This window comes from Allobosea sp., assembly GCF_035944895.1.
Classification (GTDB): domain Bacteria; phylum Pseudomonadota; class Alphaproteobacteria; order Rhizobiales; family Beijerinckiaceae; genus Allobosea.
This window is the reverse complement of the sequence record NZ_DASZAT010000010.1, coordinates 688,172-713,433: the sequence shown is the minus strand read 5'-3', so window position 1 is coordinate 713,433 and position 25,262 is coordinate 688,172. Positions and strand designations below refer to the sequence as shown.

Annotated in this window: 21 protein-coding genes; 13 read left to right on the top strand and 8 right to left on the bottom strand. The window is 67.0% G+C overall.

Annotated features, from left to right (window positions below):
- Positions 1-52 precede the first annotated feature (52 nt).
- Complete coding sequence (gene serA, locus VGV58_RS19015) at positions 53-1,642, bottom strand: phosphoglycerate dehydrogenase (protein ID WP_326875597.1); 1,590 nt, start codon at positions 1,640-1,642, stop codon at positions 53-55.
- Between the two features lie 220 nt (positions 1,643-1,862).
- The gene (locus VGV58_RS19010) at positions 1,863-3,038 is read right to left on the bottom strand and encodes a phosphoserine transaminase (protein ID WP_326875596.1); all 1,176 of its coding nucleotides are present in this window, start codon (positions 3,036-3,038) and stop codon (positions 1,863-1,865) included.
- A gap of 184 nt (positions 3,039-3,222) precedes the next feature.
- Here VGV58_RS19010 and VGV58_RS19005 point away from each other — a divergent pair, with 184 nt between their 5' ends.
- The 3 genes from VGV58_RS19005 to VGV58_RS18995 all read left to right on the top strand — a co-directional run bounded on the left by VGV58_RS19005 (position 3,223) and on the right by VGV58_RS18995 (position 6,032).
- Positions 3,223-4,137: a DUF3800 domain-containing protein gene (locus tag VGV58_RS19005; RefSeq protein WP_326875595.1), complete on the top strand. Its 915-nt coding sequence runs from the start codon at positions 3,223-3,225 to the stop codon at positions 4,135-4,137.
- A gap of 975 nt (positions 4,138-5,112) precedes the next feature.
- Positions 5,113-5,460, top strand: a complete 348-nt coding sequence (locus VGV58_RS19000) for a hypothetical protein (RefSeq protein ID WP_326875594.1) — start codon at positions 5,113-5,115, stop codon at positions 5,458-5,460.
- 308 nt (positions 5,461-5,768) lie between these two features.
- Complete coding sequence (locus VGV58_RS18995) at positions 5,769-6,032, top strand: hypothetical protein (protein WP_326875592.1); 264 nt, start codon at positions 5,769-5,771, stop codon at positions 6,030-6,032.
- Positions 6,033-6,207: 175 nt separating this feature from the next.
- On the opposite strand, the gene putA is transcribed toward VGV58_RS18995, so the two are convergent.
- Complete coding sequence (gene putA / locus VGV58_RS18990) at positions 6,208-9,300, bottom strand: bifunctional proline dehydrogenase/L-glutamate gamma-semialdehyde dehydrogenase PutA (RefSeq protein ID WP_326875591.1); 3,093 nt, start codon at positions 9,298-9,300, stop codon at positions 6,208-6,210.
- Positions 9,301-9,413: 113 nt separating this feature from the next.
- On the opposite strand from putA, the gene VGV58_RS18985 reads away from it, so the two are divergent.
- From VGV58_RS18985 to VGV58_RS18975, 3 genes are all read left to right on the top strand, one after another.
- Complete coding sequence (locus tag VGV58_RS18985; protein ID WP_152012054.1) at positions 9,414-9,887, top strand: Lrp/AsnC ligand binding domain-containing protein; 474 nt, start codon at positions 9,414-9,416, stop codon at positions 9,885-9,887.
- A 185-nt stretch (positions 9,888-10,072) separates the two neighbouring features.
- Positions 10,073-11,137, top strand: a complete 1,065-nt coding sequence (locus VGV58_RS18980; protein WP_326875587.1) for an ABC transporter substrate-binding protein — start codon at positions 10,073-10,075, stop codon at positions 11,135-11,137.
- A 124-nt stretch (positions 11,138-11,261) separates the two neighbouring features.
- Complete coding sequence (locus VGV58_RS18975; protein WP_326875586.1) at positions 11,262-12,878, top strand: acyl-CoA synthetase; 1,617 nt, start codon at positions 11,262-11,264, stop codon at positions 12,876-12,878.
- Here the strand turns inward: VGV58_RS18975 and VGV58_RS18970 are convergent.
- From VGV58_RS18970 to VGV58_RS18955, 4 genes are all read right to left on the bottom strand, one after another.
- Positions 12,850-13,941: a GNAT family N-acetyltransferase gene (locus VGV58_RS18970; RefSeq protein ID WP_326875585.1), complete on the bottom strand. Its 1,092-nt coding sequence runs from the start codon at positions 13,939-13,941 to the stop codon at positions 12,850-12,852. The two genes, VGV58_RS18975 and VGV58_RS18970, sit on opposite strands and share 29 nt — an antisense overlap.
- A gap of 220 nt (positions 13,942-14,161) precedes the next feature.
- Positions 14,162-15,292: a CobW family GTP-binding protein gene (locus tag VGV58_RS18965; RefSeq protein ID WP_326875584.1), complete on the bottom strand. Its 1,131-nt coding sequence runs from the start codon at positions 15,290-15,292 to the stop codon at positions 14,162-14,164.
- Between the two features lie 6 nt (positions 15,293-15,298).
- A complete protein-coding gene (locus VGV58_RS18960; RefSeq protein WP_326875583.1) occupies positions 15,299-16,216 on the bottom strand; it encodes a DMT family transporter in 918 nt (305 codons plus the stop codon).
- Between the two features lie 14 nt (positions 16,217-16,230).
- On the bottom strand, positions 16,231-17,799 hold the full coding sequence (locus VGV58_RS18955) for a D-alanyl-D-alanine carboxypeptidase family protein (RefSeq protein WP_326875582.1): 1,569 nt from the start codon (positions 17,797-17,799) through the stop codon (positions 16,231-16,233).
- Positions 17,800-17,985: 186 nt separating this feature from the next.
- Between VGV58_RS18955 and VGV58_RS18950 the strand changes: the two genes are divergently transcribed.
- From VGV58_RS18950 to VGV58_RS18930, 5 genes are all read left to right on the top strand, one after another.
- Positions 17,986-18,888, top strand: coding sequence for an EamA family transporter (locus tag VGV58_RS18950; protein WP_326875581.1), 903 nt, complete (start codon positions 17,986-17,988; stop codon positions 18,886-18,888).
- 67 nt (positions 18,889-18,955) lie between these two features.
- Complete coding sequence (locus tag VGV58_RS18945; RefSeq protein WP_326875580.1) at positions 18,956-19,909, top strand: glycoside hydrolase family 19 protein; 954 nt, start codon at positions 18,956-18,958, stop codon at positions 19,907-19,909.
- Positions 19,906-20,292: a DUF4087 domain-containing protein gene (locus VGV58_RS18940; protein WP_326875579.1), complete on the top strand. Its 387-nt coding sequence runs from the start codon at positions 19,906-19,908 to the stop codon at positions 20,290-20,292. The genes VGV58_RS18945 and VGV58_RS18940 overlap by 4 nt, the downstream gene beginning before the upstream one ends.
- A gap of 184 nt (positions 20,293-20,476) precedes the next feature.
- A complete protein-coding gene (locus VGV58_RS18935) occupies positions 20,477-21,646 on the top strand; it encodes an acetyl-CoA acetyltransferase (RefSeq protein WP_326875578.1) in 1,170 nt (389 codons plus the stop codon).
- 59 nt (positions 21,647-21,705) lie between these two features.
- A complete protein-coding gene (locus tag VGV58_RS18930; protein ID WP_326875577.1) occupies positions 21,706-22,899 on the top strand; it encodes an MFS transporter in 1,194 nt (397 codons plus the stop codon).
- Between the two features lie 3 nt (positions 22,900-22,902).
- Here VGV58_RS18930 and VGV58_RS18925 read toward each other — a convergent pair whose 3' ends face one another.
- Complete coding sequence (locus tag VGV58_RS18925; RefSeq protein ID WP_326875576.1) at positions 22,903-23,175, bottom strand: BolA family protein; 273 nt, start codon at positions 23,173-23,175, stop codon at positions 22,903-22,905.
- Between the two features lie 278 nt (positions 23,176-23,453).
- Here VGV58_RS18925 and VGV58_RS18920 point away from each other — a divergent pair, with 278 nt between their 5' ends.
- The gene (locus VGV58_RS18920; protein ID WP_326875575.1) at positions 23,454-24,137 is read left to right on the top strand and encodes a J domain-containing protein; all 684 of its coding nucleotides are present in this window, start codon (positions 23,454-23,456) and stop codon (positions 24,135-24,137) included.
- A 73-nt stretch (positions 24,138-24,210) separates the two neighbouring features.
- Positions 24,211-25,080 carry an urea carboxylase-associated family protein gene (locus VGV58_RS18915; RefSeq protein WP_326875574.1) on the top strand — a complete coding sequence of 290 codons (870 nt, stop codon included), beginning with the start codon at positions 24,211-24,213 and terminating at the stop codon, positions 25,078-25,080.
- Positions 25,081-25,262: the final 182 nt, after the last annotated feature.

Below are 25,262 nucleotides of genomic sequence, written 5' to 3'. Positions count from 1 at the left end.
ATGGCGCCCCTTTTCGGATGTCCGTCAGCGTCCAAGATCAGCCGGGTGATCTTCAGAACTTCAGCCGGCGCGCCCGCTTGACCATCGGGATCTCGTGGATCTTCGCCAGCAGCTCGTCCGAGACCGGCTCGTCGACGGCGACATAGCAGATCGCGTCGCCGCCCGGCTTGTCGCGGCCGAGATTGAAGGTCGCGACGTTGACGCCCGCTTCGCCCAGCAGCGAGCCGAAGGCGCCGATGAAGCCCGGCTTGTCGGCGTTGCGGACATAGAGCATGTGCGGCGCGAACTCGGCGTCGACCTGGATGTCGCGGATCTCGATGATGCGCGGCTTGCCGTCATGGAAGACCGTGCCCGAGGCATGGCGCGGCATGTCCTCGGCTTCGACGACGATGCGGATGACGCTTTCGAGATTGCCGGCGACCTCGCGGGTCAGCTCCTCGACGACGATGCCCTTCTCCTTCGCCACCATAGCCGAGTTGACCATGTTGATCTCCGGCAGGAAGGGGCGCAGCACGCCGGTGATCGCCGCCGCCGAGATCGCCTTGAGGTTCAGGCTCGCGACCGCGCCTTCGTATTCGATGCGGATGCCCTTGACCGGCGCTTCGGTGAGCTGGCCGAGGAAGGAGCCGAGTTTTTCGGCGAGATCGACGAAGGGCTTGATCCGCGGCGCCTCTTCCGCCGAGATCGACGGGAAGTTCACCGCATTGGTGATCGCGCCCTTGAGCAGGTAGTCGCTCATCTGCTCGGCGACCTGCAAGGCGACATTCTCCTGCGCCTCATTGGTGCTTGCGCCGAGATGCGGCGTGCAGACGACGTTGTCGAGGCCGAATAGCGGGTTCGTCTCCGCCGGCTCCTGCGAGAACACGTCGAAGGCGGCGCCGGCGACATGGCCGGACTTGATCAGCTCCGCCAGCGCGGCCTCGTCGACCAGCCCGCCGCGGGCGCAGTTGACGATGCGCACGCCCTTCTTCGTCTTGGCGAGGTTCTCGGCCGAGAGGATGTTCTTGGTCTTCTCGGTCATCGGCACGTGCAGGGTGATGAAGTCGGCGCGCTTCAGCAGCTCGTCGAGCTCGACCTTCTCGACGCCCAGCTGCACCGCCCGCTCCGGCGAGAGATAGGGGTCGAAGGCGATGACGCGCATGCGCAGGCCGATGGCGCGCTCGGCGACGATCGAGCCGATATTGCCGCAGCCGATCAGGCCGAGCGTCTTGGCCGTGATCTCGACGCCCATGAAGCGGTTCTTCTCCCACTTGCCGGCCTGGGTGGACGCATCCGCCGACGGGATCTGCCGGGCGAGCGCGAACATCATCGCGATGGCGTGCTCGGCGGTGGTGATCGAGTTGCCGAAGGGCGTGTTCATCACGATCACGCCGCGGCTGGTGGCGGCCGGGATCTCGACATTGTCGACGCCGATGCCGGCGCGGCCGATCACCTTCAGCTTCGTCGCCTGCTCCAGCAGCTTGGCAGTGGCCTTGGTCGCCGAGCGGATGGCGAGGCCGTCATAGTCGCCGATGATCGCGGCGAGCTTGTCCTTGTCCTTGCCGAGATTGGGATCGAAGGTCACGTCAATGCCGCGATCCTTGAAAATCTGGACGGCGGCGGGGGAGAGGGCGTCGGAAATCAGGACTTTGGGTGCGGGCATGTGATGGCTCCGGCTGCGCCGCGCTGCACGAGGAGCGTTTCGGCGCTGGGAAGGGGGAGGGCGCCCCGCCAGTCATTCCGGGGCGGCGAAGCCGAACCCGGAACCCATGACGGGGTGCAATGCTGCGGTTCTGGTTGAAGCGGTTGGAAGGGCTCGCCCGGTCGTGGGTTCCGGGTTCGCGGGCGAAAGCCCGCGCCCCGGAATGACAGGGCAAAGCGCCTCAGGCCGCCTTCTTCAACCCCGCCTTCGCTTCCGCGAACGCATACGCGATCCACGGCAGCAGCGCCTTGAGATCGCGGCTCTGCACGGTCGCGCCGCACCAGATGCGCAGGCCGGGAGGGGCGTCGCGGTAATGGCCGAGATCGTAGCCGGCGCCGGCCTTCTCGATGATCGAGACGACCTGCTTGGCGAAAGCCGCCTGAGCCTCGGCCGGCAGCGCCGTCACCGCCGGGTCGGTGAACTTGAGACACACCGAGGTGTTCGAGCGCGTCTTCGGCTTGACCGCGAGGAAGTCGATCCAGTCGTTCTCGCGCACGAACTTGGCGATGACGCGGGCATTGCCGTCGGCGCGCTTCACCAGCCCGTCGAGGCCGCCGACCTTCTTGGCCCAGGCCAGCGCATCGAGGTAATCCTCGACCGCGAGCATGGACGGCGTGTTGATCGTCTCGCCGGCGAAGATGCCCTCGGAGAGCTTGCCGCCCGAGGTCATGCGGAAAATCTTCGGCAGCGGCCAGGCCGGCTTGTAGGTCGTGAGCCGCTCGACCGCGCGGGGCGAGAGCACGATCATGCCATGCGCGGCCTCGCCGCCGAGCACCTTCTGCCAGGAGAAGGTGACGACATCGAGCTTTGGCCAGTCGAGGCGCTGGGCGAAGGCGGCCGAGGTGGCGTCGCAGATCGTCAGCCCCTCGCGGTCATCAGCGATCCAGCTCGCATCGGCGACGCGCACGCCCGAGGTGGTGCCGTTCCAGGTGAAGACGACGTCGCGGTTCTTCGTGTCGACCTTCTTCAGGTTCGGCAGTTCGCCATAAGGGGCGGTGAAGGTGCGCACATCCGCCAGCTTGAGCTGCTTGGCGACATCGGTGACCCAGCCTTCGCCAAAGCTCTCCCAGGCGACCATGTCGACGCCCCGGGCGCCCAACAGCGACCACATCGCCATTTCCATGGCGCCGGTGTCGGAGGCGGGCACGATGCCGATGCGGTAATCAGCCGGGACCTGCAGCACCTCGCGCGTCAGGTCGATCGCGAGTTTCAGCTTGTCCTTGCCGATCTTGGCGCGGTGCGAGCGGCCGAGCGCCGCGTCACTGAGAGCCTTGAGGTTCCAGCCGGGGCGCTTGGCGCAGGGGCCGGACGAGAAATGCGGCACGCGCGGGCGCGCTGCCGGAATCGTATTCGCCATCGATGTCTCCATCCTTACAGATGGGCGCGCCGCGTTGGGGCGGCGTGTCCCGTCGATGGGCGTAGGATGGAGGGGCGGGGGGAGTCAAGCGGATACGGGCATTGTGCCTTCAGAAGCAATTGGCATAGCCATGTACTTTTCGAGATGGATTTAGTACTTAGCGATCATGAATTCTTCCGAGTCGATGTCGCCTTATCGCTACGTAGCGTACATTGATGAGTCGGGTGATCCCGGCCTAAAGCGCGTTAAGCCGGTGGACGAGAATGGCTCTAGCGAATGGCTGATTGTTTCAGCCATTGTTGTCCGAGCACAAAACGAGGCCGGCTGTGATACTCTAGTGCGCGAGATTGCGGCCCAGTTCAAAAATTTCCAATCAAACCAGCTTCATTTCGCTAAAATGAACGAAGCTAAGAGGCTCCATTCATGCGAACTTCTGGCCAAATTTCCATGTCGCATATTTATTGTTGCATCTAACAAGAAGAATATGAAGGGCTGGAGGAACAAATTTGCGGAATTGAGATCCCTTGATACAAACTGGTTTTACTGCTGGTTGACACGAATTTTATTGGAGCGTGTGACTCATTGGGTTGAGGAGCGTTCGATTCACGATTTCCAAACGCCCGAGAAGCTAAAATTGGTTTTTAGCAATCGTGGTGGTCTTTCTTATTCTCAGATGAAGACCTATTTTGACTGGTTAAGAATGAAATCGAGTGCTGGAAATCTATTCTTGCCGCTCGGTGATTTACGTTGGAGCGTTATGTCTCGTGAGTTGGTGGAGATCGCCCCGTCTTTCGAGCGCGGTGGGCTTCAACTTGCTGACATTGCAGCAAGTGCATTCTTCAAGGCTTGTGATAAATTCGATACTGGAGCTTGTGATCCGCGTTTTGCCAAGGCACTCAAACCGAGGGTGGCTTCCATTCTTGATGATGAGGGATTCCGCACCTATTCAGGATACGGGCTCAAGCTGATGCCGTCCTTCAAGATGGCAAACTTACTGCCAGAGCAAAAAGAAATATTCGAGTACTTCGGCTACCCACGACAATGGTGGGACCCAACACCGTCTAATCCGGGGGCGGCTAGCCCAGCTTCAAATTGCTGAGCGTCCCATCAGACGCCATGGATCGAATCGTCCACAGCCCGATATCGGAATCCCAAGCTGATTCTATCTTTTGCGAAGAGAAAATCAATTAGAATCATATACTTATATAAGTCACTGAGCGGACTCGCATTTTTGTTTGGGCCTTATGCAAAGACGTGGATGGTCGGGACAAGCCCGACCATGACGGAAGGGCGCGGGGAACCCTTCTCCCGTGTGGGAGAAGGGCAGGGATGAGGGCCTGCTCTATCCGCAGAAGGCGCAGCGGCGCCGTTGCGCTCCAATGATAAGCGGCGGTCCCTCACCCCTGCCCCTCTCCCATCCGGGAGAGGGGTTCTACGTTGAGGTTCCGGTGCTCGATGGGGATAGCCCGCAAACTTATCCCCGCCCTCCCAACCTTCCGTATGATCGGAACCATCCCATCCCCGAGGGGCGGCCGACCGGAGGCATGTCTGTTGGTGGGGTGGGTGCGGCGCCTGCGGGCGAGGGTTGCGCCTTGCTCCCGGGAGGCTTCGGGAACCGACCTGGGGACACTACGATCCCTGCGCGAGGAGCTCGCTAGACCGCGCCGGCTGCATATGCCGGCACGACAGAAGCGCGGCCCGGAGCTTTCAAATCGCCGCCTGGCGGAGCGCCACGGGGCGTGCGGATGGTGGCTCAATCCATCCGCGCCGCTTCCTGGCTCAACGGAAGCGGATCACCAAACCAGCGCCTCGCGGCGCTCCGCTGCCCCTCAGATACGACAACGCCCGCAGGAGCAGCCTGCGGGCGGGGACGACGCTTGGGCGCGGGAAGCGCTGACGCGCCCTCTCCCCCCTTGTGGGGGAGAGCTGGAGAGGGGGGTAAGTCAGCCGTGAGGTTGATCGCTGGCGATTCAACGCTCACCCAGTCACCCCCCTCCCAACCCTCCCCCACAAAGGGGGGAGGGCTCCCGCGCTCCTTCGCCTTCGGACACAGACCTCAGGAAAGGAGCACTCCATGCCCCGCAATCCCGACCATCGCGGCGCGACCAAAGAGGAGTTCGAGCGTTTCCAGCGCGAGCGGCCGATCCTGCTGCGCAGCGTGGCGACGCAGCTGGAATGCTGGCGCTATCTCTGCACCCTGCCGGACTGCCGGCGGGCGCAGGCCTGCGTCGGGCCGGGCGGCGAGCATTGCGCTCACACCTTCCTGCGGACCTGCTTCAGCGACAAGGAGCGCGCCACCCTGAAGGAAGCGCTCGGCCTGCGCCTTGCCGGCCTCTCCGCCGACGCGGCCTGGGAGGAGGCTGAGCGGCGGGTCGCGTGGCATGAGGGGCGGATCGAGGCGGTCGGGATGCCCCCGGGGTGAGCGGCAAAAGGACAAGCGCGGGGAACCCCTCTCCCGTGTGGGAGAAGGGCAGGGATGAGAGCCTGCCGCCGATCGCTTAAATGCAACGGAGCCGTTGCGCCTTCTGCGGCAAGGGCAGGCCCTCATCCGGCGCTCCGCGCCACCTTCTCCGCTGATCTCGGGTTTACCCGAGATCAGCACTCAGAGTGATCGAAGTCGGGTAGACCCGACTTCGATGCGGGAGAAGGATGGGTCGAGGTTCGCGCGCCCTTTCCGGCCTTGCTGCTATAAGCTCGCGTTCAACAGCGATTCACCGAAAGCCCGACGCCATGGCCAGAAAAACCCCCGAACAGCTCACCAAGGAATTCGAGGGCCGCAAAGCCAAGGGACTGGCCAAGGGCGGCGCGGCCTATTGGCCGAACGTGCTCGCCAATGCCGTGCTGAAGCTCGCGGCCGGCGGCGGCGACTTCAGCGTCGCGGCTCTGGCCGAGCGCGTCGCGGCCGAGGGGCAGGTGACCGATCCGGCGGTCAAGGCCGGGGCCGAGGAAGCGCTGGCGCGGCTGAAGCAGGCGGCAGCAAGGGCAGCGGGGTAAGCAAGGGAAGCGCGACGCGCCCTCTCCCCCCCTTGTGGGGGAGAGTTGGAGAGGGGGGTAAGTCAGCCGCACGGCTGATCGCAGGCGATCCGACGCTCACCCGGTCACCCCCCTCCCAACCCTCCCCCACAAGGGGGGAGAGCTCCCGCGCTGGGCTGGAGAAGGGCGCTGTCTCTCACTCCCCCATCGCGATCAGGCTGGCGTTGCCGCCGGCCGCCGCGGTGTTGATCGTCACCGTCTGCTCGGTGGCGAAGCGGGGCAGGTAGTTCGGGCCGCCGGCCTTGGGGCCGGTGCCGGACAGGCCATGGCCGCCGAAGGGCTGCACGCCGACGACCGCGCCGATCATGTTGCGGTTGACATAGATGTTGCCGGTCGAGAGCCGGTCGACGACCAGCTCGACCGTGGCCTCGATGCGCGAATGCAGGCCGAAGGTCAGGCCGTAGCCGGTCGCCTCGATCTCGGCGAGCACCTTGTCGAGCTGGCCCGCCTTCCAGCGCACGACGTGCAGCACCGGGCCGAAATGCTCGGCGGCAAGATCCGCGACCTTGTCGAGCCTGATGATGTGCGGGGCGATGAAGGTGCCGGGCAGCGCCGGCGTCTTGCCGGCATAGGTCACGCGGCCGGCTGAGCGCATCGCGGCGATATGGGCGTCGAGGCGCTCCTTGGCGGCAGCGTCGATCACCGGGCCGACATGGGTCTCGATCGCGCGGGGGTCACCGAGGGTGAGCTCGCGGGCGGCGCCTTCGATCATCTCGACCATCTTGTCGGCGACGTCCTCCTGCACGACGAGCAGGCGCAAAGCCGAGCAGCGTTGGCCGGCCGAGCGGAAGGCGGAGAGGACGACGTCGTCGGCGACCTGCTCGGCCAGCGCGGTCGCGTCGACGATCATGGCGTTGAGGCCGCCGGTCTCGGCGATCAGCGGGACGATCGGGCCGTCCTTGGCGGCGAGCGCCCGGTTGATGGCGCGGGCGGTCGCTGTCGAGCCGGTGAAGGCGACGCCGGCGACATCCCTGTGCGCGACCAGCGCCGCGCCGAGCTTGCCGTCGCCGGGGGCGAAGTGCAGCGCAGTCTTCGGGATGCCGGCCTCGTGCAGGAGGCGCACGGCGAGCGCGGCGATCAGCGGGGTCTGCGGCGCCGGCTTGGCGACGACGCTGTTGCCGGCGACCAGCGCGGCGGCGACCTGGCCGGTGAAGATCGCCAGCGGGAAGTTCCACGGCGCGATGCAGACGAAGGGCCCACGGCCGCGCAGGATCAGGCGGTTGTCCTCGCCTGTCGGGCCGGGAAGCGCGCTCGGCACGGCGAACTTGGCCTCGGCTTCGGCGGCGTAGTAGCGCAGGAAGTCGACGGCTTCGCGGAGTTCCGCGATGGCGTCGTCCAGCGTCTTGCCGGCCTCGGACTGGAGCAGCGCCAGGATCGGGCCGCGGCGCGCTTCCATCAAATCGGCGGCCTGGCGCAAGGACGCGGCGCGGTTGCGGGCGGGTGTCGCGTTCCAGGCGTGGAAGCCGGCCTTGGCGGCGGCCATCGCCTTCTCGGCGCTGGCGGCATCGCCCTCGGTGACGCGGCCGACCGGCTTGCCGTCGATCGGCGAAAGCACGTCGCGGGCGGTGCCGGTACCGGGCTTGCCGTCGATCAGAGGAACTGCCTCGGGCACGGGCTTGGCCGCGGCGGCGTGGACCTCGGCGAGGAGGGCGGAGAGGCTCTGCGCATCGCCGAGCTCGACGCCGGCGGAGTTGCGGCGCGAAGTGCCGAAGAGCTCGGCCGGCAGCGGGATGCGGCGATGGCGGGCGGCGCTGGGCGAGCCGATGATGTCGGCCGGCGGCACCAGAAGCGTCGCGACGGGTATGTCGGGATCGCCGGAGACCGAGACGAAGGAGGAGTTGGCGCCGTTCTCGAGCAGGCGGCGGACGAGATAGGCGAGCAGGTCCTGATGGCCGCCGACCGGCGCATAGGTGCGGCAGGCGAAGCCGGCATCCGACTGCAGCAGGCGCTCATAGAGCGCCTCGCCCATGCCGTGCAGGCGCTGGAACTCGAAATTCTCGGCGTCGCCGGCAAGCTCGGCGACGGTCGCGACGGTGAGCGCGTTGTGGGTGGCGAACTGGGGAATGATGCGCGGGCGAAGGCTAAGGAGCTGCTTGGCGCAGGCCTCGTAGTTCAGGTCGGTCATCGCCTTGCGGGTGAAGACCGGATAGTCGGGCAGGCCGCGCTCCTGGGCGCGCTTCAGCTCGGTGTCCCAATAGGCGCCCTTGACCAGGCGGACCATCAGGCGGCGGTCATAGGTTTCGGCGAGAGCGGCGATGTGGGCGATCACCGCCGAGGCGCGCTTCTGATAGGCCTGGATGGCGAGGCCGAAACCGTCCCAGCCGGCGAGCGAAGCATCGGCCATCACCGCGGCGATGACGTCGAGCGAGAGTTCGAGCCGGTCGGCCTCTTCGGCGTCGACGGTGAAGTTGAGGTCGTATTTTTTGGCCTGGCGGGCGAGCTCGATCACCTTCGGGGTGAGCTCGGCGAGCACGCGCTCGCGATTGGTCGCCTCATAGCGCGGATGCAGCGCCGAGAGCTTGACCGAGATGCCCGGACGGTTCGGCAGGCGATCGTTGCCGGCGGAGCGGCCGATGGCGTCGATCGCATCGGCGTAGGACGCGTAGTAGCGGTCGGCATCTCCTTGCGTGCGGGCGCCTTCGCCGAGCATGTCGAAGGAGTAGCGGTAGAGCTTGCCTGAGCCGGAGCGAGCGCGCTTCAGCGCCTCCTCGATGGTCTGGCCGAGAACGAAATGGTTGCCCATGACGCGCATGGCCTGGCGCGTCGCGGTGCGCACGGCGGGCAGGCCGAGGCGCTTGGAGAGGTTGCCGATGATGCTGGTCGGGGTCTCGCCCGGCTGGATGATGCGGGCGGTGATGCCGAGCGCCCAGGACGAGGCCGAGATCAGGAAGGCGTCCGACTTGGATTCGTGATGGGCGAAGTCGCCCTGGCCGAGCTTGTCCTCGATCAGCCGGTCAGCGGTGGCGGCGTCCGGCACGCGCAGCAGCGCTTCGGCCAGCACCATCAGCGCCAGACCTTCCTTGGTCGAGAGCGAATACTCACGCAGCAATTCCTCGATGCCGCCCAGACCAACCTTGCGGGTGCGGATCGCGTCGACCAGCGCGGTGGCGCGAGCGTCGATCCTGGCCTTGGCCAGGGGATCGCGGCGGCCGCCGGAGAGCAGACGCCCGGCGATCGCGGCATCGTCCTCGGCATAGGGGGCGTGGAAGACGGGCGCAGGGGCGGCCATGAAACGGGCTCCGGGTCTCGGCGGCGGGATGATCTGCAGGATCATCGCAAGCAGGCTGGATATCAATGGAGATTTCAGCGAATATATAGTGATTTATCTCGTAGGAATTTCATATGGCTGAGAATAATCCGGTTCTTGATCGAACCGACCGACGCCTGCTCGCTCTGCTCCAGAACGATGGCCGCGCGGCGGGTGTCGAGCTGGCCGAGAAGGTCGGCCTGTCGCCGACTGCGACCGGCGAGCGGTTGAAGCGGCTGGCGCGCGAGGGCTTCATTACCGGCTATCGCGCCACGCTCGATCCGGTGAAGCTTGGCCTGCATCTCTTGGTCTTCGTCGAGGTCTATCTCGACAAGACGACGCCCGATGCATTCGAGCGCTTCGCCGCAGCGGTGAAGCGGGCTCCCGAGGTGCTGGAATGCCATATGGTCGCCGGCGGCTTCGACTATCTGGTCAAGACCCGCGTCGCCGACATGAACGCCTATCGCCGTTTCCTCGGCGAGGTGCTGCTGGCGCTGCCGGCCGTCCGCGAGACGCGGACCTATGCGGTGATGGAGGAGGTCAAGACCGACGGGGCGCTGCCCTTGTGACTCTTGCAGCACTGCCGCAGAAAAACGTAACCATTTCCGCGATTTCGCCGCGTTCTCGCCCTGTTGGCGCTTGACCTGCCCGCTAGGGAGGTCTTGGTTGCGTTGCGTCTCCGGTATGGTGCTCCGTGAGCCCTGTCGGAGAGGCATTTGCGTCCGTGTCGGCTATGGTCGCTCCGGAGTTTGCCATGTCCGTTGCCATGCCCCTGCTTGGCGCGCCGATCTCCCGGCGCGGGTTCGGGCGTTTCCTCGCAGGAACCGGTCTTGTCGCCTGGGCCGGGCTGCACAATGCGCCCGTTGCAGCCGCTTCGATCCCGTTACGCTTCACGCTCGACTGGCGCTTCGAGGGGCCGGCGGCGCTGTTCCTCACCGCCCTGGACAAGGGCTATTTCCGCGACGAGGGGCTCGATGTCACGATCGAGCCAGGAGCGGGCTCTCGCGAAGCGATTCCGCGGGTCGCGAGCGGCGACTTCGATGCCGGCTTCGGCGATGTGAACTCGCTGATCCGTTTCCGCGACGAGAAGCCGACGATCGATCTCAAGGCGGTGATGATGGTCTATGACCGCCCGCCCTTCGCGATCGTTGGGCGCAAGAGCCGCGGCATCAACAGCGACCCGAAGAGCCTGGAAGGCAAGAAGCTCGGTGCGCCCGCTGCCGACGGCGCCTTCGCGCAATGGTCGGTGTTCAAGAAGGTCAACGGCATCGATGACGCCAAGATCAAGCTTGAGAACATCGGTTTCGCCGTCCGCGAGCCGATGCTGGCATCGGGCGAGCTCGACGCGATCTTCGGCTTCGCTCACACCGCGCTGATCAACCTGAAGGCGCGCGGCGTGCCGGCCGACGACATCGTCATGCTGCTGATGGCCGATTACGGCATCGAGCTCTACGGCAACGCCGTCATCGTCTCGCCGAAGCTGTTAGCCGAGAAGCCGCAGGCGGTGCGCGGCCTGCTGCGGGCGATCACGCGCAGCGTCCGGGATGTCGTCGCCGAGCCGGAGGCGGCGATCGCCGGTGTTCTCCAGCGCAACGAAGGCGCCCGCCCCGAGATCGAGCTGGAACGTCTGAAGATGGCGCTCGACCACTATGTGATGACCCCCAACGTCAAGGCGAACGGCTTCGGCGGCATCGATCAGGTGCGCTGGCAGAAGGGGCTCGACCAGATCGGGCTGACAGTCTCGTTCAAGGACAAGGCGAAGGCCGGCAACGTCTTCGCCGAGGGCTTCCTACCGGCGGAGGCCGAGCGGGCGTTCTGAACGGCAGACCGGCTTACCTTAGGCCAAGGTGACAGCGGCTTCGGGCTTCGCCTATCGTGCGCCGCTTTTTGCAAGAGCGGGCGCCAACCGGCGCGTGCTCGATCCGTCATCCTGGGCCTGCCGCATGCTTCCCGATATCCGCGACTATGAGCGCCTGCGCGCCGCGTTCCGCTGGCGGATTCCGGAGCACTACAATATCGGCGTCGATTGCTGCGATCGCTGGGCGGCGATCGATCCGGCAAAGGTCGCAATCCTCGAAATCCAGTCGGACTGGTCGGTCGTGCCGGTCAGCTATGGTGAGTTGCGGGCGCAGTCGAACCGGCTGGCCAATGCGCTACGCAAGCGCGGTGTCGGGGAGGGCGACCGGGTCGCGATCCTGCTGCCGCAGGGACGGCTGGTGCCGATCGCCCATATGGCGGCCTACAAGCTCGGAGCCATCGCCGTGCCGCTGGCGGCGCTGTTCGGCGCGGATGCGCTGTCCTACCGCCTGCGCGATTGCGGGGCGAAGGCGCTGGTGACCAATGCCGCGGGCCTCGGCAAGCTCGGCCAGATCGAGGAGAAGCTGCCCGACCTTGAACTGGTGATCTCCGCCGATGGGCCGGATGGAAAGGCCGAAGGGCTCGCGCGCCTGCTCGAGGCTGAAAGCGAGGATTTCACACCGGTCGACAGCGGGCCGGACGACCCGGCGCTGATGATCTACACCTCCGGCACCACCGGCAACGCCAAGGGTGCGCTGCATGGCCACCGGGTGATGCTCGGCCATCTGCCTGGCGTGGAGATGCCGCACGAGTTCCTGCCGCAGCCGGGCGACCTGCTCTGGACGCCGGCGGACTGGGCCTGGGCCGGCGGCCTGCTCAACAATCTCCTGCCGGCGCTGCATCACGGCGTGCCGATCGTGGCGCGGCCGGCAGCCAAGTTCGATCCCGACGAGGCCTTCCGGCTGATGGCCGATCTCGGGGTGCGCAACTGTTTCATCCCGCCGACGGCGCTGCGCATGCTGCGGGCGGTGGAGAATCCGCGCGGGCGCTACGACCTCAAGCTGCGCACGGTCGCCTCGGGCGGCGAGTCGCTCGGCGCCGAGACGCTGGCCTGGGGCCGCGAGAAGCTGGGCCTCACCATCAACGAATTCTACGGCCAGACCGAGTGCAACCTCGTGCTTGCCTCCTGCGCTGCGATCGGCGTGGTCAAGCCGGGCTTCATCGGCAAGGCGGTGCCAGGCCATGAGGTCGCGGTGATCCGGCCCGATGGCAGCCTCTGCGAGCCGGAGGAGGAAGGGCAGATCGCGGTGCGCCGGCCCGATCCGGTGATGTTCCTGCACTACTGGCGCAAGCCGGAGGCGACCGAAGCCAAGTTCATCGGCGACTGGATGACGACGGGCGACCAGGGCTCGCAGGATGCGCAGGGCTATATCCGCTTCGTCGGCCGCGACGACGACGTCATCACCTCGTCAGGCTACCGGATCGGGCCGGGCGAGATCGAGGACTGCCTGTTGCGCCATCCGGCGGTCGCGCTGGCGGCGGTGGTCGGCAAGCCCGACGCGCTGCGCACCGAGATCGTCAGGGCTTTCATCGTGCCGAAGGCGGGCTATTCGCCGTCGAAGGAACTCGTCGCGGAGATCCAGGGCTTCGTGCGCGAGCGGCTCGCGGCGCATGAATATCCGCGCGAGATCGAGTTCCGCGAGGAACTGCCGATGACCACCACCGGCAAGATCATCAGGCGGCTGCTGCGCGACGCCGGTTGAACGGCGTCGTGCGGCGCGCAGCCTTCGCGGTTGCGGACAGGCGGATGTCGCCGAGGCGCAGCGGCAGCGTGACGATATGGAGGCCCGGCATGTCGGCGACGATCTCGCGCTGGCGGCCGCGCCGGCCGAGCCAGGCGACGAGCTGGGCCAGCGGTGCGAAGCTGGCGAAGCGCTCGTCCTGCGTGCCCGAATAGAGCCAGAGGCGCGGGCTCTTGCCGATCAGGATCGCGCCGGCGACCGGCTTGTCGTCGAGGCTCAGCAGGCCGACCCGGCAGCGATGGCTGCGTGCCAGATTGCGGGTCATGGCGCGCAGGAAGGCACTCTCGCGGATGTCCTGAAGCGCGGCGCCTCCGGCGCGCGCCAGAGAGCCCGAGGCTTCCAGCGCCAGATGCAGCTCGACCATGTCGCGCAGTTCCTGGCGTGAGCCGGATTCGGCGAAGGAGAGCTTGCCATGGCGTGACAGGCCATGGCGGAGAGCGGCGAGATCGGGCCTGTCCGCGGTGGCCAGCGGCGCCGGTGCCGGTTCGAGTGCGGAGGCGTGGCCAGTGTGCTCGGCAACCTGCAAGAGGCTGTGCAGGAGTGGGCCGTCGAGGTCGAGGCGGTTCAGCTGCAGGTTTTGCGTATTGGCGAGGCCCCAGCGGCCGGGGATGTGAAGCAGTGCGGCGGCGACGCGCTCGGCCTGATCGATGTCGATCAGCGGCGCGGCAAGGCCGAGCCGGGGATTGTTCCAGCCGATCAGTTCATCCTGGCCCAGCAGCCTGCGCCGGAGGCGGGCTGGCACGAAGCCGAGCAGGCGACGCGATGTGGCCGGCCCATCCCAGAGCAGCAGTACCGAGATGTCGCGGAAGTCGACGAGATGCTGCGCGGCCGGCAAGGCGAAATCGGGCTCGCAGAACGGATTCGGCTCGATGGCGCGGCCGGCGAGGTCGCGCCATTCGGCCTCGATCGCGGCGCAGGCGGCGAGCGGGCGGCGCTCGATCGTGAGGCCAGCCGGGCCGAAGGCGGCATTCTGCCTCGGCGCGGTCTCGTCCGGCGCAGCCGGGAATGCAGCGAGGTTCGGCATGGCGCAGCCCTTTCGCGGCTCGCCCCGCTTCGGTGCGCTTCCGTGCCGGATCGGCACGTAGGCGCAAGGCGGGGCAGGGGTCTGCGCGTGGCGAACCAAGAAGTGGGCCGGCCAGATCGCCCCGCGTCCTTTCGGACGCAAAGTGGCGATCTGGCTTTGTCGGAGCATCGGATTCTCCCGAAAAGCGGAATCCACTTTTTCGGTCCGATGCTTGAGCCAGTCAGGCGTGATGGTGGTGATGAGCCTCGGTTTGAGCTGGGGCGGAGCGGCCGAGGAAGGCCGACCAGAGCCGGGCGACCGTCTCCTCTTCCAGATCCTTCACGATCAGGACGAGGCGGGAGCGCCGGTCGGCATCGGGCCAGGCCGGCAGCAGCACCGGCGGATGCAGGATCTGCTGGACGGCGTGGACGAGCAGCGGCCCTTCCGGATGCTCGGCGAGGGCGACCAGCCCCTTCAGCCGCAGCAGCTTCGCACCATGGGTCGAGCGCAGCAGGGTCCAGAACAGGTCGAAGGTCGCCTCCCGGATCGGCGTCTCCGCCGTCAGCGTGAAGGCGCGGATGCTGGCGTCGTGGCGGTTGACGTCGTGGCGATGGCCGTGGCCGCCGTGATGGTGGTGCCCGTGGGCCTCGCCATGATCGTGGTGGTGGTCGTGATCGTGATGATGTCCCTCCAGCGTTTCGGCCGCGAGCCAGCGGCGCAAGTCATCCGGGCGTTCGGCGATATCGTAGAGGCCGGCGCCGACGATCGCTTCGGCTGGGGCGTCGGGTGCGAGGATCGCGATGCCCGGATTGAGCTCGCCGAGGCGTTTGCGCAGGGCCGCAACGGCATCTGCGTCGGTCGCGATGTCGGTCTTGGTCAGCACCAGCCGGTCGGCGGCGACCGCCTGCCGGAGCGCCTCGGGGTGGGCGTCGAGCGTCGCCATGCCGTTGACTGCGTCGACCAGCGTGACGACGCCGTCGAGCTTGAAGCGCATGGCGAGATAGGGATGGTTGATCAGCACGTTGAGGACCGGCGCGGGGTCGGCGAGGCCAGTGGTCTCGATCACCAGGCGCCTGAACGGCGCGACGCGGCCATTGTCGAGCCGGCGCAGCAGATCCTCGAGCGTGACGATCAGGTCATCGCGGATGGTGCAGCACAGGCAGCCCGAGGCGAGCAGGATCATGCCGTCCTCGATTCCCTCGACGAAGAGGTGGTCGAGGCCGATCTCGCCGAACTCGTTGACCAGCACGACCGTGTCGGCCAGCGCGGGGTCTTTGAGCAGGCGGTTGAGCAGAGTGGTCTTGCCGGCGCCGAGGAAGCCGGTCAGCAGCGTCAGTGGGATCGGCGCAGGGCGTGTGGGCTGCTCGGGCATCGGGGATCAGGTTCCGGGCGCGGTCACCGCCGGCAATCGGCGGGCTCGCTTTTGTTCCAATATTACATTGGCGATGATCGCGGCGACGACAAGGGCGCCGCCGGCATATTGCAGCGAGCCGACGCGCTCGCCGAGGAAGACCGCGGCAATCGCCACGGCGAAGACCGGCTCGCCGCAGAAGGCGAGCGCGGCCGGGCCGGGCGCGACGCGGGCGAGCGCCATCACCTGGAACAGGAAGCCGATCAGGTAGCCGCCGATGGTGATCGCGACCGCGACCGGCGCGAGCAGCAGGGCTGAAGGCGGCTGGAACAAGCCGGTGAGGGCGAGGATCGCCAGCGTCACCGGCAGGATGACGAGATGCGACCAGAACAGCTTCGGAATGGTTCCGGTCTCGGCGCAGCGCGCGGCGGAGAAGAACTGCACCGCCGCCAGCACGCTCGCAGCCAACGCAAGCGCAAGGCCGCGCGGATCGAGCCCGTGCCAGTCGGGCCCGACCACCATGGCGACACCGAGAAAGGCGACGAGCGCGATCACCACCCGGTCGAGGCTGAAGCGGGCCGGGGTGAGGAACGGCTCGGCGAGCACGATCAGGATCGGAAAGGTATAAAACACGACGGCCGCCACCGTGATCGGCAGGAAGGCGACCGAAGAGAGATAGGCGCAGGCGGTGAGTGCCGTGCTGAGGCCGAACAAAGCGAGCGCCGACCAATGCTTCCGCGGCACGGCGAGGCTGGCACGCCAGATCAGCGCTGCGCCGACGACGAGCGCCAGCATCAGGAAGACACGGTAGAAGACGATGAGCGGCCCGCTCAGTCCGGCATGGCCGGCGAGCTGGGCGCTGACGATGTTGGTGCCGAAGGCGGCAGCGGAGCCGAGTGCCAGTGCAAGGCCGTGCTGGGCCGATGACGCGCCGCGCTCCTGCACGTCACGCCGGCGGATCAGGCGTCGGGCTTGCTGGCGTCGGGTTTGGCGGCGGGCTTCGCTCCCGGCCTGGCCGGCGGCTTCGCCAGCGGCTTGGCCTGCGCCTGGCTCGGCTTGGCCTTGGCCGGCTCTGCCTTTTCCTGCTTTGACCTGGTCAGCAATGGCTTGGCGGCCGGCTTGTTCGCAGCCTTGATGCCGGCGGCTGCGCCCGGGCGCAGGCTCGCGGGCGTCGCGGCGCCGGGCTGGATCGCTCCCTGCAGGCGCAAGGGGCCGGAGCCGAGCGCAGCCGCAGCAGGCCGCTCTTCCGGCGTCGGCGTGACTGGCGCGAAGGCGGAGGAGGTGGGCGGGATCGCGCCATTGCGCGAGAAGGTGCGGTTGCCGGAGACGAGGCCGGCGGCGACCGGCGCGCCCGGCTGGATCGTTTCGCGCGCAACCTGGGTGTCGGGCCTGGCGACGACATTGGCGGCGAGCGGGGCCGAGGCGGAGCCTGGCGAGCGGCCGAAGGAGACCTGGATCGGCTCGAACTTGGCGCGCGGACCGAGCGTGACGCGGCCCGAAGGGGCGCGGGTCAGAACCGAGCCGGAGGAGCCGCCTTGCGGTACCGCCACGGCAAAGCGGTCCGAGGTGCCCTCGGCATTGCCGCCGATGCCGCTATTGGTCGAGATGAAGCTGATCGGCCCGGACGTCTCGGTGTCGTCGCCCAACGCGTGGCCGCCGCGGCGGACGCTGTCGCAGATGCTGTAGGCGCGCCCGCCATTGCCCGACGGCATGCTGGCGATGCTGCCGCCGAAGCCGCCCCATTTGCCGAAGCCCTCGTCGAGCAATTGCGCTGCCTTGACGGTGCGCTCCGCACCTGAGCTGGCGCCCATCACGACGGCGATCAGGGTGCGGCCATTGCGCGTGGCGGTCGAGACGACGTTGAAGCCGGAGGCGCAGACGAAGCCGGTCTTCATGCCGCTGATGCCGTAATAGCGGCCAACCAGGCCGTTGGTGTTGTTCAGCACCTGCTTGCCGAGCTGGACGGCGCCGGTGTTCCAGTAGTCGGAGTACTCGCCGAACTCGCTCATCAGCGCCATGGCGAGCACCGCGAGGTCACGGGCGCTGGTCTGCTGGTCGGGATGGTGCCAGCCGTTCGGGTTGACGAAATGGGTGTCGTTCATGCCGAGCCGCCGGGCTTCGGCATTCATCATCGAGACGAAGGTCTCGACATCGCCGCCGACGCCTTCGGCGATGACATAGGCGATGTCGTTGGCCGACTTCACCATCATGATGCGCATGGCGTTGTCGAGCGTGATTTCCTGGCCGGCCTTGATGTAGACCTTGACCCGCGGCTGGCTGGCAGCCCGCTTCGAGGCGGGGATCGCGGTCTCGAGCCCGAGCTTGCCCGCGCGCACGGCCTTGAGCGCGAGATAAAGCGTCATCATCTTGGTCGTGGAGGCTGGATGCCAGGCCTGGGTCGGGTTCTCGCTCGACAGGACGGCGCCGCTCGAGGCGTCGACCACCACGCTCGTGCCGGCTTGAGCCGGAACGGCGGCAGCGAGGAGCGAGGCGAGGGTTGCGCCGGCGGCGAGGCGAAGTGCGATCATCGGCTGAGGTCTGAACCTGTCTTGGCGGGGGCCTGGGGCTTCAACGCGACGCTTGAGGCATTTTCGAGACGGCGGGCGACAATCCTGCCTCGCTCATGACGCATACCTACCCTTCATCGGGTGATTTGCCTAGCGTGGCGTAGCAGTCCAAAGCATTGCGCTGCTCTTTCTACGGGACTTCGGCGCGTGAGCTTCAGCCTTCTGTGGATACCGGTGACGCTCGCCGCCTCGCTGCTCCAGACCGCGCGCAACCTGACTCAGCGCTCGCTGACCGAGGTGATCGGCGTCGTCGGCGCGACGCAGGTGCGTTTCCTGTTCGGCCTGCCCTTCGCATTGCTCTTCCTCGTCCTGGTCTGCCTCGCCAGCAGTGCCTTGCCGCCGATACCCGATCTGCGCGCCTTCGGCTTTGCCGTCTTCGGGGCTCTGACGCAGATCCTCGCCACGGCGCTGATGCTGGCGGCGATGCGCGAACGCTCCTTCGCGGTGACGACCGCCTACACCAAGACCGAGCCGGTGCAGGTCGCGCTGTTCGGCGCGGCGCTGCTCGGCGATGCCCTGGGCTGGCCGAAATTCGCAGCGATCGTCGTCGCCACTGCCGGCGTCGTGCTGATGTCGTGGAAGCCGGGCGACAAGCTCAGCGCGGCGGGGATGCGCCCGGCTGCGCTCGGGATCGGCGCGGGCGCCGCCTTCGCGCTCTCGGCGATCGGCTTTCGCGGTGCGATCCAGGCCCTGCCCGAGGGGCATTTCCTGATGCGGGCGACGACGATCCTCGCTCTGGGCCTGGCGCTGCAGACCTTGCTTCTGACGCTCTACATGCTCGTCGCCAACCGCCCGGCGTTGATCCTCAGCCTGCGCAACTGGCGCCGCTCGCTTACTGCCGGCTTCCTCGGTGCAGCCGCGTCGCAATGCTGGTTCCTCGGTTTCTCGCTGACGACGGCGGCCAATGTGCGCACGCTGGCGCTGGTCGAGGTGCCGCTGGCGCAGATCGCTTCGCGCCGGATCTTCTCTGAGGGCACGAGCTGGCGCGAGCTTTTGGGCATGGCGATGATCGTCGCCGGCGTCGGGGCTCTACTTCTGCTGGCGATTTAAAAATCGAGACACGGATTTGTCGCAGTCGCTGCGTACGCCCGAAGCGACGGGCTTACGGAGATGGATGATGGCGGCGACCTATCATTATGTCGGGACCTATGACGAGCGCATCTTCGAACGGGAATTCCGGGACCGTTTCGGCAAGAAGCCGCGCTACAACGCCAATGCGATTCCCGACCTTCTGGTGCTGCTGCGCCTGATCAACCGGGACACCAGCATCACCGATGTGCGCTGGGCCGCCTATATGCTGGCGACCGTCGCCTGGGAGACCACGAGCCCGGTCACGAGCTTCGTGCAGGCCAAGAACAAGAAGGGCAAGCCGCTGGTCGACAAGGCCGGCAAGGCCGTGATGCTGAAGCGTTGCGCCTGGCTGATGACGATGGCGCCGGTCGACGAGGTCGGCCATGGCAAGGGCCGCAAATATCACGAGCCGGTCAAGGTCGCGAAGCTCGCCGACGGCAGCGTCCGCGTCACCGAGCAGGATGGCGACCAGTTCAAGATCACTGCGGGCGGCGTGGTCTCGAAGCTGACCAAGGGCGCCAAGATGGGCACGGTCGATGGCGGCGCCGCGGTCAAGGCCTATAACGACGATACCGGTACCGAGCTCGCCTATTTCGGGCGCGGCTATGTCCAGCTGACCTGGTGGTCGAACTATGCGACGACCGGTGTCGCCATCGGCCAGGGGCTCAACCTGCTGCTCGACCCGGAACTGGTGAAGACGCCGGCCATCGCCTACGCGGTGATGTCGCATGGCATGCTCACCGGAGATGGCTTCGCCAACGGCAGGAAGTTCTCGACCTATTTCAGTGGCAAGGCGCGCAATTATACCGGCGCGCGCGCCATGGTGAACGGCTCCGATCACGCCAAGGACATCGCCGCGATCGCCGAGGTGTTCGAGGCCGTGCTGCTGGCGGCCGGGCCGCAGCGGCCGATCACCTTCGCGCCGCCGATCGATTCCAGCCTCGCCGGCATGCCGCTGCCGGGAGCCCGCTTCACCAGCCAATCGAGGTTCTTCCTATGATCCGCCGGTCACTCGCCGCGGCCACGGTGGCCCTGATCCTCGGTGCCGGCTCAGCCACGGCGCAGCAGCCGGGCAGCGAGCAGCGCTGCGGCTGGCTCGACAATCCGACCCCGGGCAATGCCTCGCTCTACGACAAGGATGGCGAGTGGACGATCGCAGTGCAGGGCGGGCATCAGGCGGAAGGTGACTGGTCGCCGCCCTACAAGCCGGGTGAATGGCGCAAGAGCGGCAATGCCAGCTACGGCTATGGCTGCGCCTGCCTGACCGTGAAGGTCGATGCCGAGGAGAAGAACATCCTGGAGGTCGTCTCGGCCAAGGCGCGGCCGCTCTCGGCCTGCCGCAAGGACAAGGCACTGTCCGCGGTCGAGAAGCAATTGCGCTGAGGCGATTGCCATGTCCTGATCGCAGAGCGGGCCTTCGCGCGCTGACACAGGGCCATGGTTCAGCTTGACTCGGACCGGGTTCGTTGGCCTTTCCTCGCACAGGAGGAATGCGCGCTTGCCGGCTTGTGGCCGCGAGTGCGCGGAGGCAGATATAGTGTATCTGCACATCAACCAGGAGATGGCTATGAGCGCTGCAATCGTCGGCTGGGCCCACACGCCTTTCGGTAAGCAGGATACCGAGACGGTCGAGAGCCTGATTGTTCGCGTCGCCACCGACGCGCTGGTCGATGCCGGCATTACCGCCGACCAGGTCGACGAGATCGTGCTCGGTCATTTCAACGCCGGCTTCTCGGCCCAGGACTTCACCGCTTCCCTCGTGCTGCAGGCCGATCCGGCGCTGCGCTTCAAGCCGGCGACGCGCGTCGAGAACGCCTGCGCCACCGGCTCGGCGGCCGTTCATCAGGGCGTGCGCGCGATCAAGGCGGGGGCGGCCAAGGTGGTGCTGGTCGTCGGCGTCGAGCAGATGACCACGACGCCCGGGCCGGAGATCGGCAAGAACCTGCTGAAGGCTTCCTATCTCGCACAGGAGAGCGACGTTCAGGGCGGCTTTGCCGGCGTGTTCGGCAAGATCGCCTCGTCCTATTTCCAGCGCCATGGCGACCAGTCGGACGCGCTCGCCATGATCGCGGCCAAGAACCACAAGAACGGCGTCGACAACCCCTACGCCCAGATGCGCAAGGATCTCGGCTACGCCTTCTGCCGCGAGGAGAGCGAGAAGAACCCGTACGTCGCCGGCCCGCTGAAGCGGACCGATTGCTCGCTGGTCTCGGACGGCGCCGCCGCGCTCGTGCTTGCCGATGAAGAGACCGCCAAGACCCTGCGCCGCGCCGTCGGCTTCCGAGGCATGGCCCATGTCCAGGACTTCCTGCCGCTGTCGCGCCGCGACATCCTGAAGTTCGAGGCCGGCGCGCGCGCCTGGCAGCAGGCGCTGGCCAATGCCGGCGTCGCGCTCGACGATCTCTCCTTTGTCGAGACGCATGACTGCTTCACCATCGCCGAGCTGCTCGAATACGAGGCGATGGGCCTGACCAAGGAAGGCGAGGGCGCCCGCGCCATCAAGGAAGGCTGGACGCAGAAGGACGGCAAGCTGCCGGTCAACGTCTCCGGCGGCCTCAAGGCCAAGGGCCATCCGATCGGCGCGACCGGCGTTTCCATGCATGTGCTTTCGGCCATGCAACTCGTCGGCGAAGCGCCGGAGGGCATGCAGGTGAAGGATGCACGCCTCGGCGGCATCTTCAACATGGGCGGCGCTGCGGTGGCGAACTACGTATCGGTGCTCGAGCGGGTGAAGTGAGGCGAGGGCAGCCGACGAGTTCAAGTCGGCGGCTGTTCTGACATGGGCCGGGGGGCGGCGTGACCATCTTCTTCGCGCTGCTGCCGGCCTATGTGCTGTCGATCTTCTATCGCTCCTTCCTGAGCGTGATCGCTGCGCCGGTGATGGGTGACCTCGGCATCGGGCCGGCCGAGTTCGGCCTGCTCGGAGCCTCGTGGTTCATCGCCTTCGCATTGGCACAGTTTCCGGTCGGCTGGGCGCTGGACCGGCTCGGGCCGCGCCGGACGGTGGCGGTGACCATGGCGATCGGCTCCGTCGGCGCCTTCCTGTTCGCGCAGGCCGGCAATGCCAGCACCGCCACGGCGGCGATGGCGCTGGTCGGCGTCGGCTGCTCGCCGATCTTCATGTCGTCGCTCTATCTGTTTGCGCGAACGGAGGCGCCGGCGCGCTTCGGCCTTTTGACCTCGATCTTCATCGGCCTCGGCTCGCTCGGCAATCTCGTCGGCGCTGCGCCTCTGGCGTTGGCGGCCCAGGCCTATGGCTGGCGCCCGACCATGCTCGCCTTCGCCGTGGCCTTCCTGCTTGCGACCATGCTCGCCGCGGCGCTGGTGCGCGATCCGCCCCCAGTAACCGACGCTTCGGGCAAGCATGAGGGGCTGCTGCAGGGGCTGAAGAGCATTGTCGCGATCGGGCCGCTCTGGCTGCTCGCGCCGATCACCCTCGTCGGCTACGCGATCATCGCGACGGCGCGAGGCCTGTGGATCGCGCCCTATATGACCCAGGTGCACGGGCTCGACAGCATCGCCGCCGGCCATGCCGCACTCGGCATGGCGACGATGATGGTCGTCGGCGCCTTCGTCTATGGCGCGCTGCAGAAGCGGGCGGGTCGCAGCAAGGCGCTGGTCGCCTGGGGCACCGTGGCCACTGGTATCGGATTCGCGCTGCTGGCGCTGATCGGCGCGCAGTCGCTGGCCGGCGCCATCCTGCTCTTTGCGATCATCGGCGGAACCGGCTTCACCTATGCGATCCTGATGGCACATGCGCGCGAGTTCTTCCCGGCGCACCTGGTCGGGCGCGGCATGACCTTCATCAATTTCCTGTTCATCGCCGGGGCCGGGCTGATCCAGTGGGGTTCCGGCTGGTTCGTCGCGACGCAGCGGGCCGACGGGCAGGGTGCGGCGGCTGCGTTCGCCAACATGCATTGGGGCTTTGCAGCGCTGCTGCTGCTCTCGACCGCGATCTACCTGGCGACGCCGGAACGGAAGGCGGCCTGAGGCTCAGGCCTCGCCCGGTGCCCGCGCCGCGATCGCCAGCGCGTGCACGCCGCCGGCGAGTTCTTCCGAGAGCGCCGCGTTGACCAGGCGATGGCGCTCCAGCCGGCTCTTGCCGGTGAAGGCGGGCGAGACGATCTCGACGCGGAAATGCGTCTCGCCACCCTCGCGCCAGCCGGCATGGCCGTGGTGCTGGTGGGATTCGTCGATCACCTTGAGATGCTCGGGCGTCAGCTCGGTGGTGAGCTTGCCGGCGATCCGGTCGGCCATGGTCGGCATGCGGGTTTCTTTCGTGAGCAAGTGGAGCGCTGACGCCCCTTGATTGCGAGAACACCCATCTGCGCCCGAGGGTCAAGATCGAGCTTCTGCGGCGCTGCCTCATTGGAGCCGGATTTTCCGGGCTCTCATGTCGAAGCGTGCACTTGCTGCCGGGGGCGATGCGGCGTGCGGCCGTTGAGTTCGGAGCGTGAGAATACTATCTAGGGGGCGTCCCGGCTGCTTCGGCTGAGCCGGGTTCCTTAAGCAATCAGGGTCAAGCTGCCGCCAAGGCGATCGGCTTGCTGCAAGCGCGGAACGATCCGCGCGGCGGCCGGCTTGTCGGCGCAGCGTTCCGCCCGCATAACCATGAGACGATGAACTTCAGCTCGCGCCTTTTCGACCGGATCAGGATCGGCCCTTCCGAGGCGGAGGAGGTGGTCGAGGCCGATGCGCGTCTTTGCGACCATCCCGGCTGCGCCAAGGCGGGCGAGTTCCGCGCGCCGATGGGGCGCGGCAAGGAAGGCAAGTTCTTCCAGTTCTGCCTCGAGCATGTGAAGGCCTATAACGCGACCTACAACTACTTCGCCGGCATGAACGACGAGGCGCTGGCGGCCTATGCCAAGCAGGAGGAGATCGGCCACCGGCCGACCTGGAAGCTCGGCGTCAACGCCAGTGCCGCGCGGATGGCGCAGCGCGGGCGCGAGGCCGGCGGGCCGGAGATGCAGGATGCCTTCAACCTGTTCCGTGGCCGCGCCGGCCGCGAGCAGGAACGGGCCGAGCCCAGGGTCGGTGTGCTGGCGAAGAAGGCGCTGGAGACGCTCGACCTCGACGAGAGCGCCGACCGCGTCGCGATCAAGGCGCGCTACAAGGAGCTGGTGAAGCGCTTCCACCCCGACGCCAATGGCGGCGACCGCTCGCGCGAAGGCCGGCTGCAGGAAATCCTCAAGGCCTACCAGACGCTGAAGAGCAGCGGGCTGGTCTGACGTTCCGCAGTCTGGACCGCGCCCGCCGCTCCCGATAGGGAATCCGCGGACAGTTACGTCGGCGGAGCAAGTCATGACCATGGATTCGCAGGTGATCGCCCCCGTCGATGCCGAGGAGCGCCGGCGCAAGCCGCCGGTCGTGGTCTATCCCAATGGCAGCCTGCCCGGCGCCGACATGGCGATGCTGGCGCGTGCCCGCCAGACCTTGACCAAGCGCGACGAGATCATCGTGCCGCCGCGCGAGGCCGGCAGCTTCCGCGTGCCGAAAGGCCACTTCTTCCGGGTCGTCAGCATCGAGGGGCCGCAGGTCGGCGACCTCAATCTCTGGAACGCTGATGATCTCGACGAGCGCTTCTTCAGCGGCAAGACGCGTGCCCTTCACGCGACCCATGTCGGGCTGGGCGATCGGCTCTGGAGCAGCCTGCCGCATCTGCGGCCGATGGCGACGATCACCCATGACACGCTCGGCTGGTACGGTTTCGACCAGGACGGCGCCGGCGTGCACGACGTGATCGGCACGCGCTGCGATCCCTATACCCACCGGCTGCTCGGCGATGGCGGCGACTACCATCATTGCTGCCATTCGAACCTCGCCCGGGCGCTGGGACAGGCGAGGGGGCTCTCGGCACGCGAGGTCGAGCACCATGTCCATGACGTGCTCAACGTCTTCATGTGCACCGGCTTCACCCGTGACACGCAGCAGTATTTCATGAAGGCGAGCCCGGTCCGGCCCGGCGACTTCCTCGAGCTCTTCGCCGAGATCGACCTGCTCGGGGCGATCTCGGCCTGTCCGGGCGGCGATTGCGGCCAGACCCATTCGAGCGACGTCGCCGTCTGCCACCCGCTCAAGGTCGAGATCTACGAGGCCGATCCGGCCGCGCTCGCCGGCTGGCACTCGCCGTCGCGCAATTCTTACGGGCGCAGTCACGGCGAGGCTGGCTGAAGGCCTGAGCTCACAACTGCCCTTTCCGTCATGGTCGGGCTTGTCCCGACCATCCACGTCTTGCTTCGGGCAGCGCGGTGTCCAAGACGTGGATGCTCGCCACAAGGGCGAGCATGACGATCTGGAATAGCGTGGTGTTCATGGGGCCGGGTTCGCCGTTCCACGGCGCCCCCGAATGATGC

Coding starts and splice junctions, on each gene's coding strand:
- VGV58_RS19010 (WP_326875596.1), bottom strand. CDS start 3,038: ATGGCGAATACGATTCCGGCAGCGCGCCCGCGCGTGCCGCATTTCTCG.
- putA (WP_326875591.1), bottom strand. CDS start 9,300: ATGGCCGCCCCTGCGCCCGTCTTCCACGCCCCCTATGCCGAGGACGAT.
- VGV58_RS18975 (WP_326875586.1), top strand. CDS start 11,262: ATGCTTCCCGATATCCGCGACTATGAGCGCCTGCGCGCCGCGTTCCGC.
- VGV58_RS19000 (WP_326875594.1), top strand. CDS start 5,113: ATGCCCCGCAATCCCGACCATCGCGGCGCGACCAAAGAGGAGTTCGAG.
- VGV58_RS18955 (WP_326875582.1), bottom strand. CDS start 17,799: ATGATCGCACTTCGCCTCGCCGCCGGCGCAACCCTCGCCTCGCTCCTC.
- VGV58_RS18945 (WP_326875580.1), top strand. CDS start 18,956: ATGGCGGCGACCTATCATTATGTCGGGACCTATGACGAGCGCATCTTC.
- VGV58_RS18985 (WP_152012054.1), top strand. CDS start 9,414: ATGGCTGAGAATAATCCGGTTCTTGATCGAACCGACCGACGCCTGCTC.
- VGV58_RS18935 (WP_326875578.1), top strand. CDS start 20,477: ATGAGCGCTGCAATCGTCGGCTGGGCCCACACGCCTTTCGGTAAGCAG.
- VGV58_RS18940 (WP_326875579.1), top strand. CDS start 19,906: ATGATCCGCCGGTCACTCGCCGCGGCCACGGTGGCCCTGATCCTCGGT.
- serA (WP_326875597.1), bottom strand. CDS start 1,642: ATGCCCGCACCCAAAGTCCTGATTTCCGACGCCCTCTCCCCCGCCGCC.
- VGV58_RS18995 (WP_326875592.1), top strand. CDS start 5,769: ATGGCCAGAAAAACCCCCGAACAGCTCACCAAGGAATTCGAGGGCCGC.
- VGV58_RS18980 (WP_326875587.1), top strand. CDS start 10,073: ATGTCCGTTGCCATGCCCCTGCTTGGCGCGCCGATCTCCCGGCGCGGG.
- VGV58_RS18965 (WP_326875584.1), bottom strand. CDS start 15,292: ATGCCCGAGCAGCCCACACGCCCTGCGCCGATCCCACTGACGCTGCTG.
- VGV58_RS19005 (WP_326875595.1), top strand. CDS start 3,223: ATGTCGCCTTATCGCTACGTAGCGTACATTGATGAGTCGGGTGATCCC.
- VGV58_RS18915 (WP_326875574.1), top strand. CDS start 24,211: ATGACCATGGATTCGCAGGTGATCGCCCCCGTCGATGCCGAGGAGCGC.
- VGV58_RS18925 (WP_326875576.1), bottom strand. CDS start 23,175: ATGCCGACCATGGCCGACCGGATCGCCGGCAAGCTCACCACCGAGCTG.
- VGV58_RS18970 (WP_326875585.1), bottom strand. CDS start 13,941: ATGCCGAACCTCGCTGCATTCCCGGCTGCGCCGGACGAGACCGCGCCG.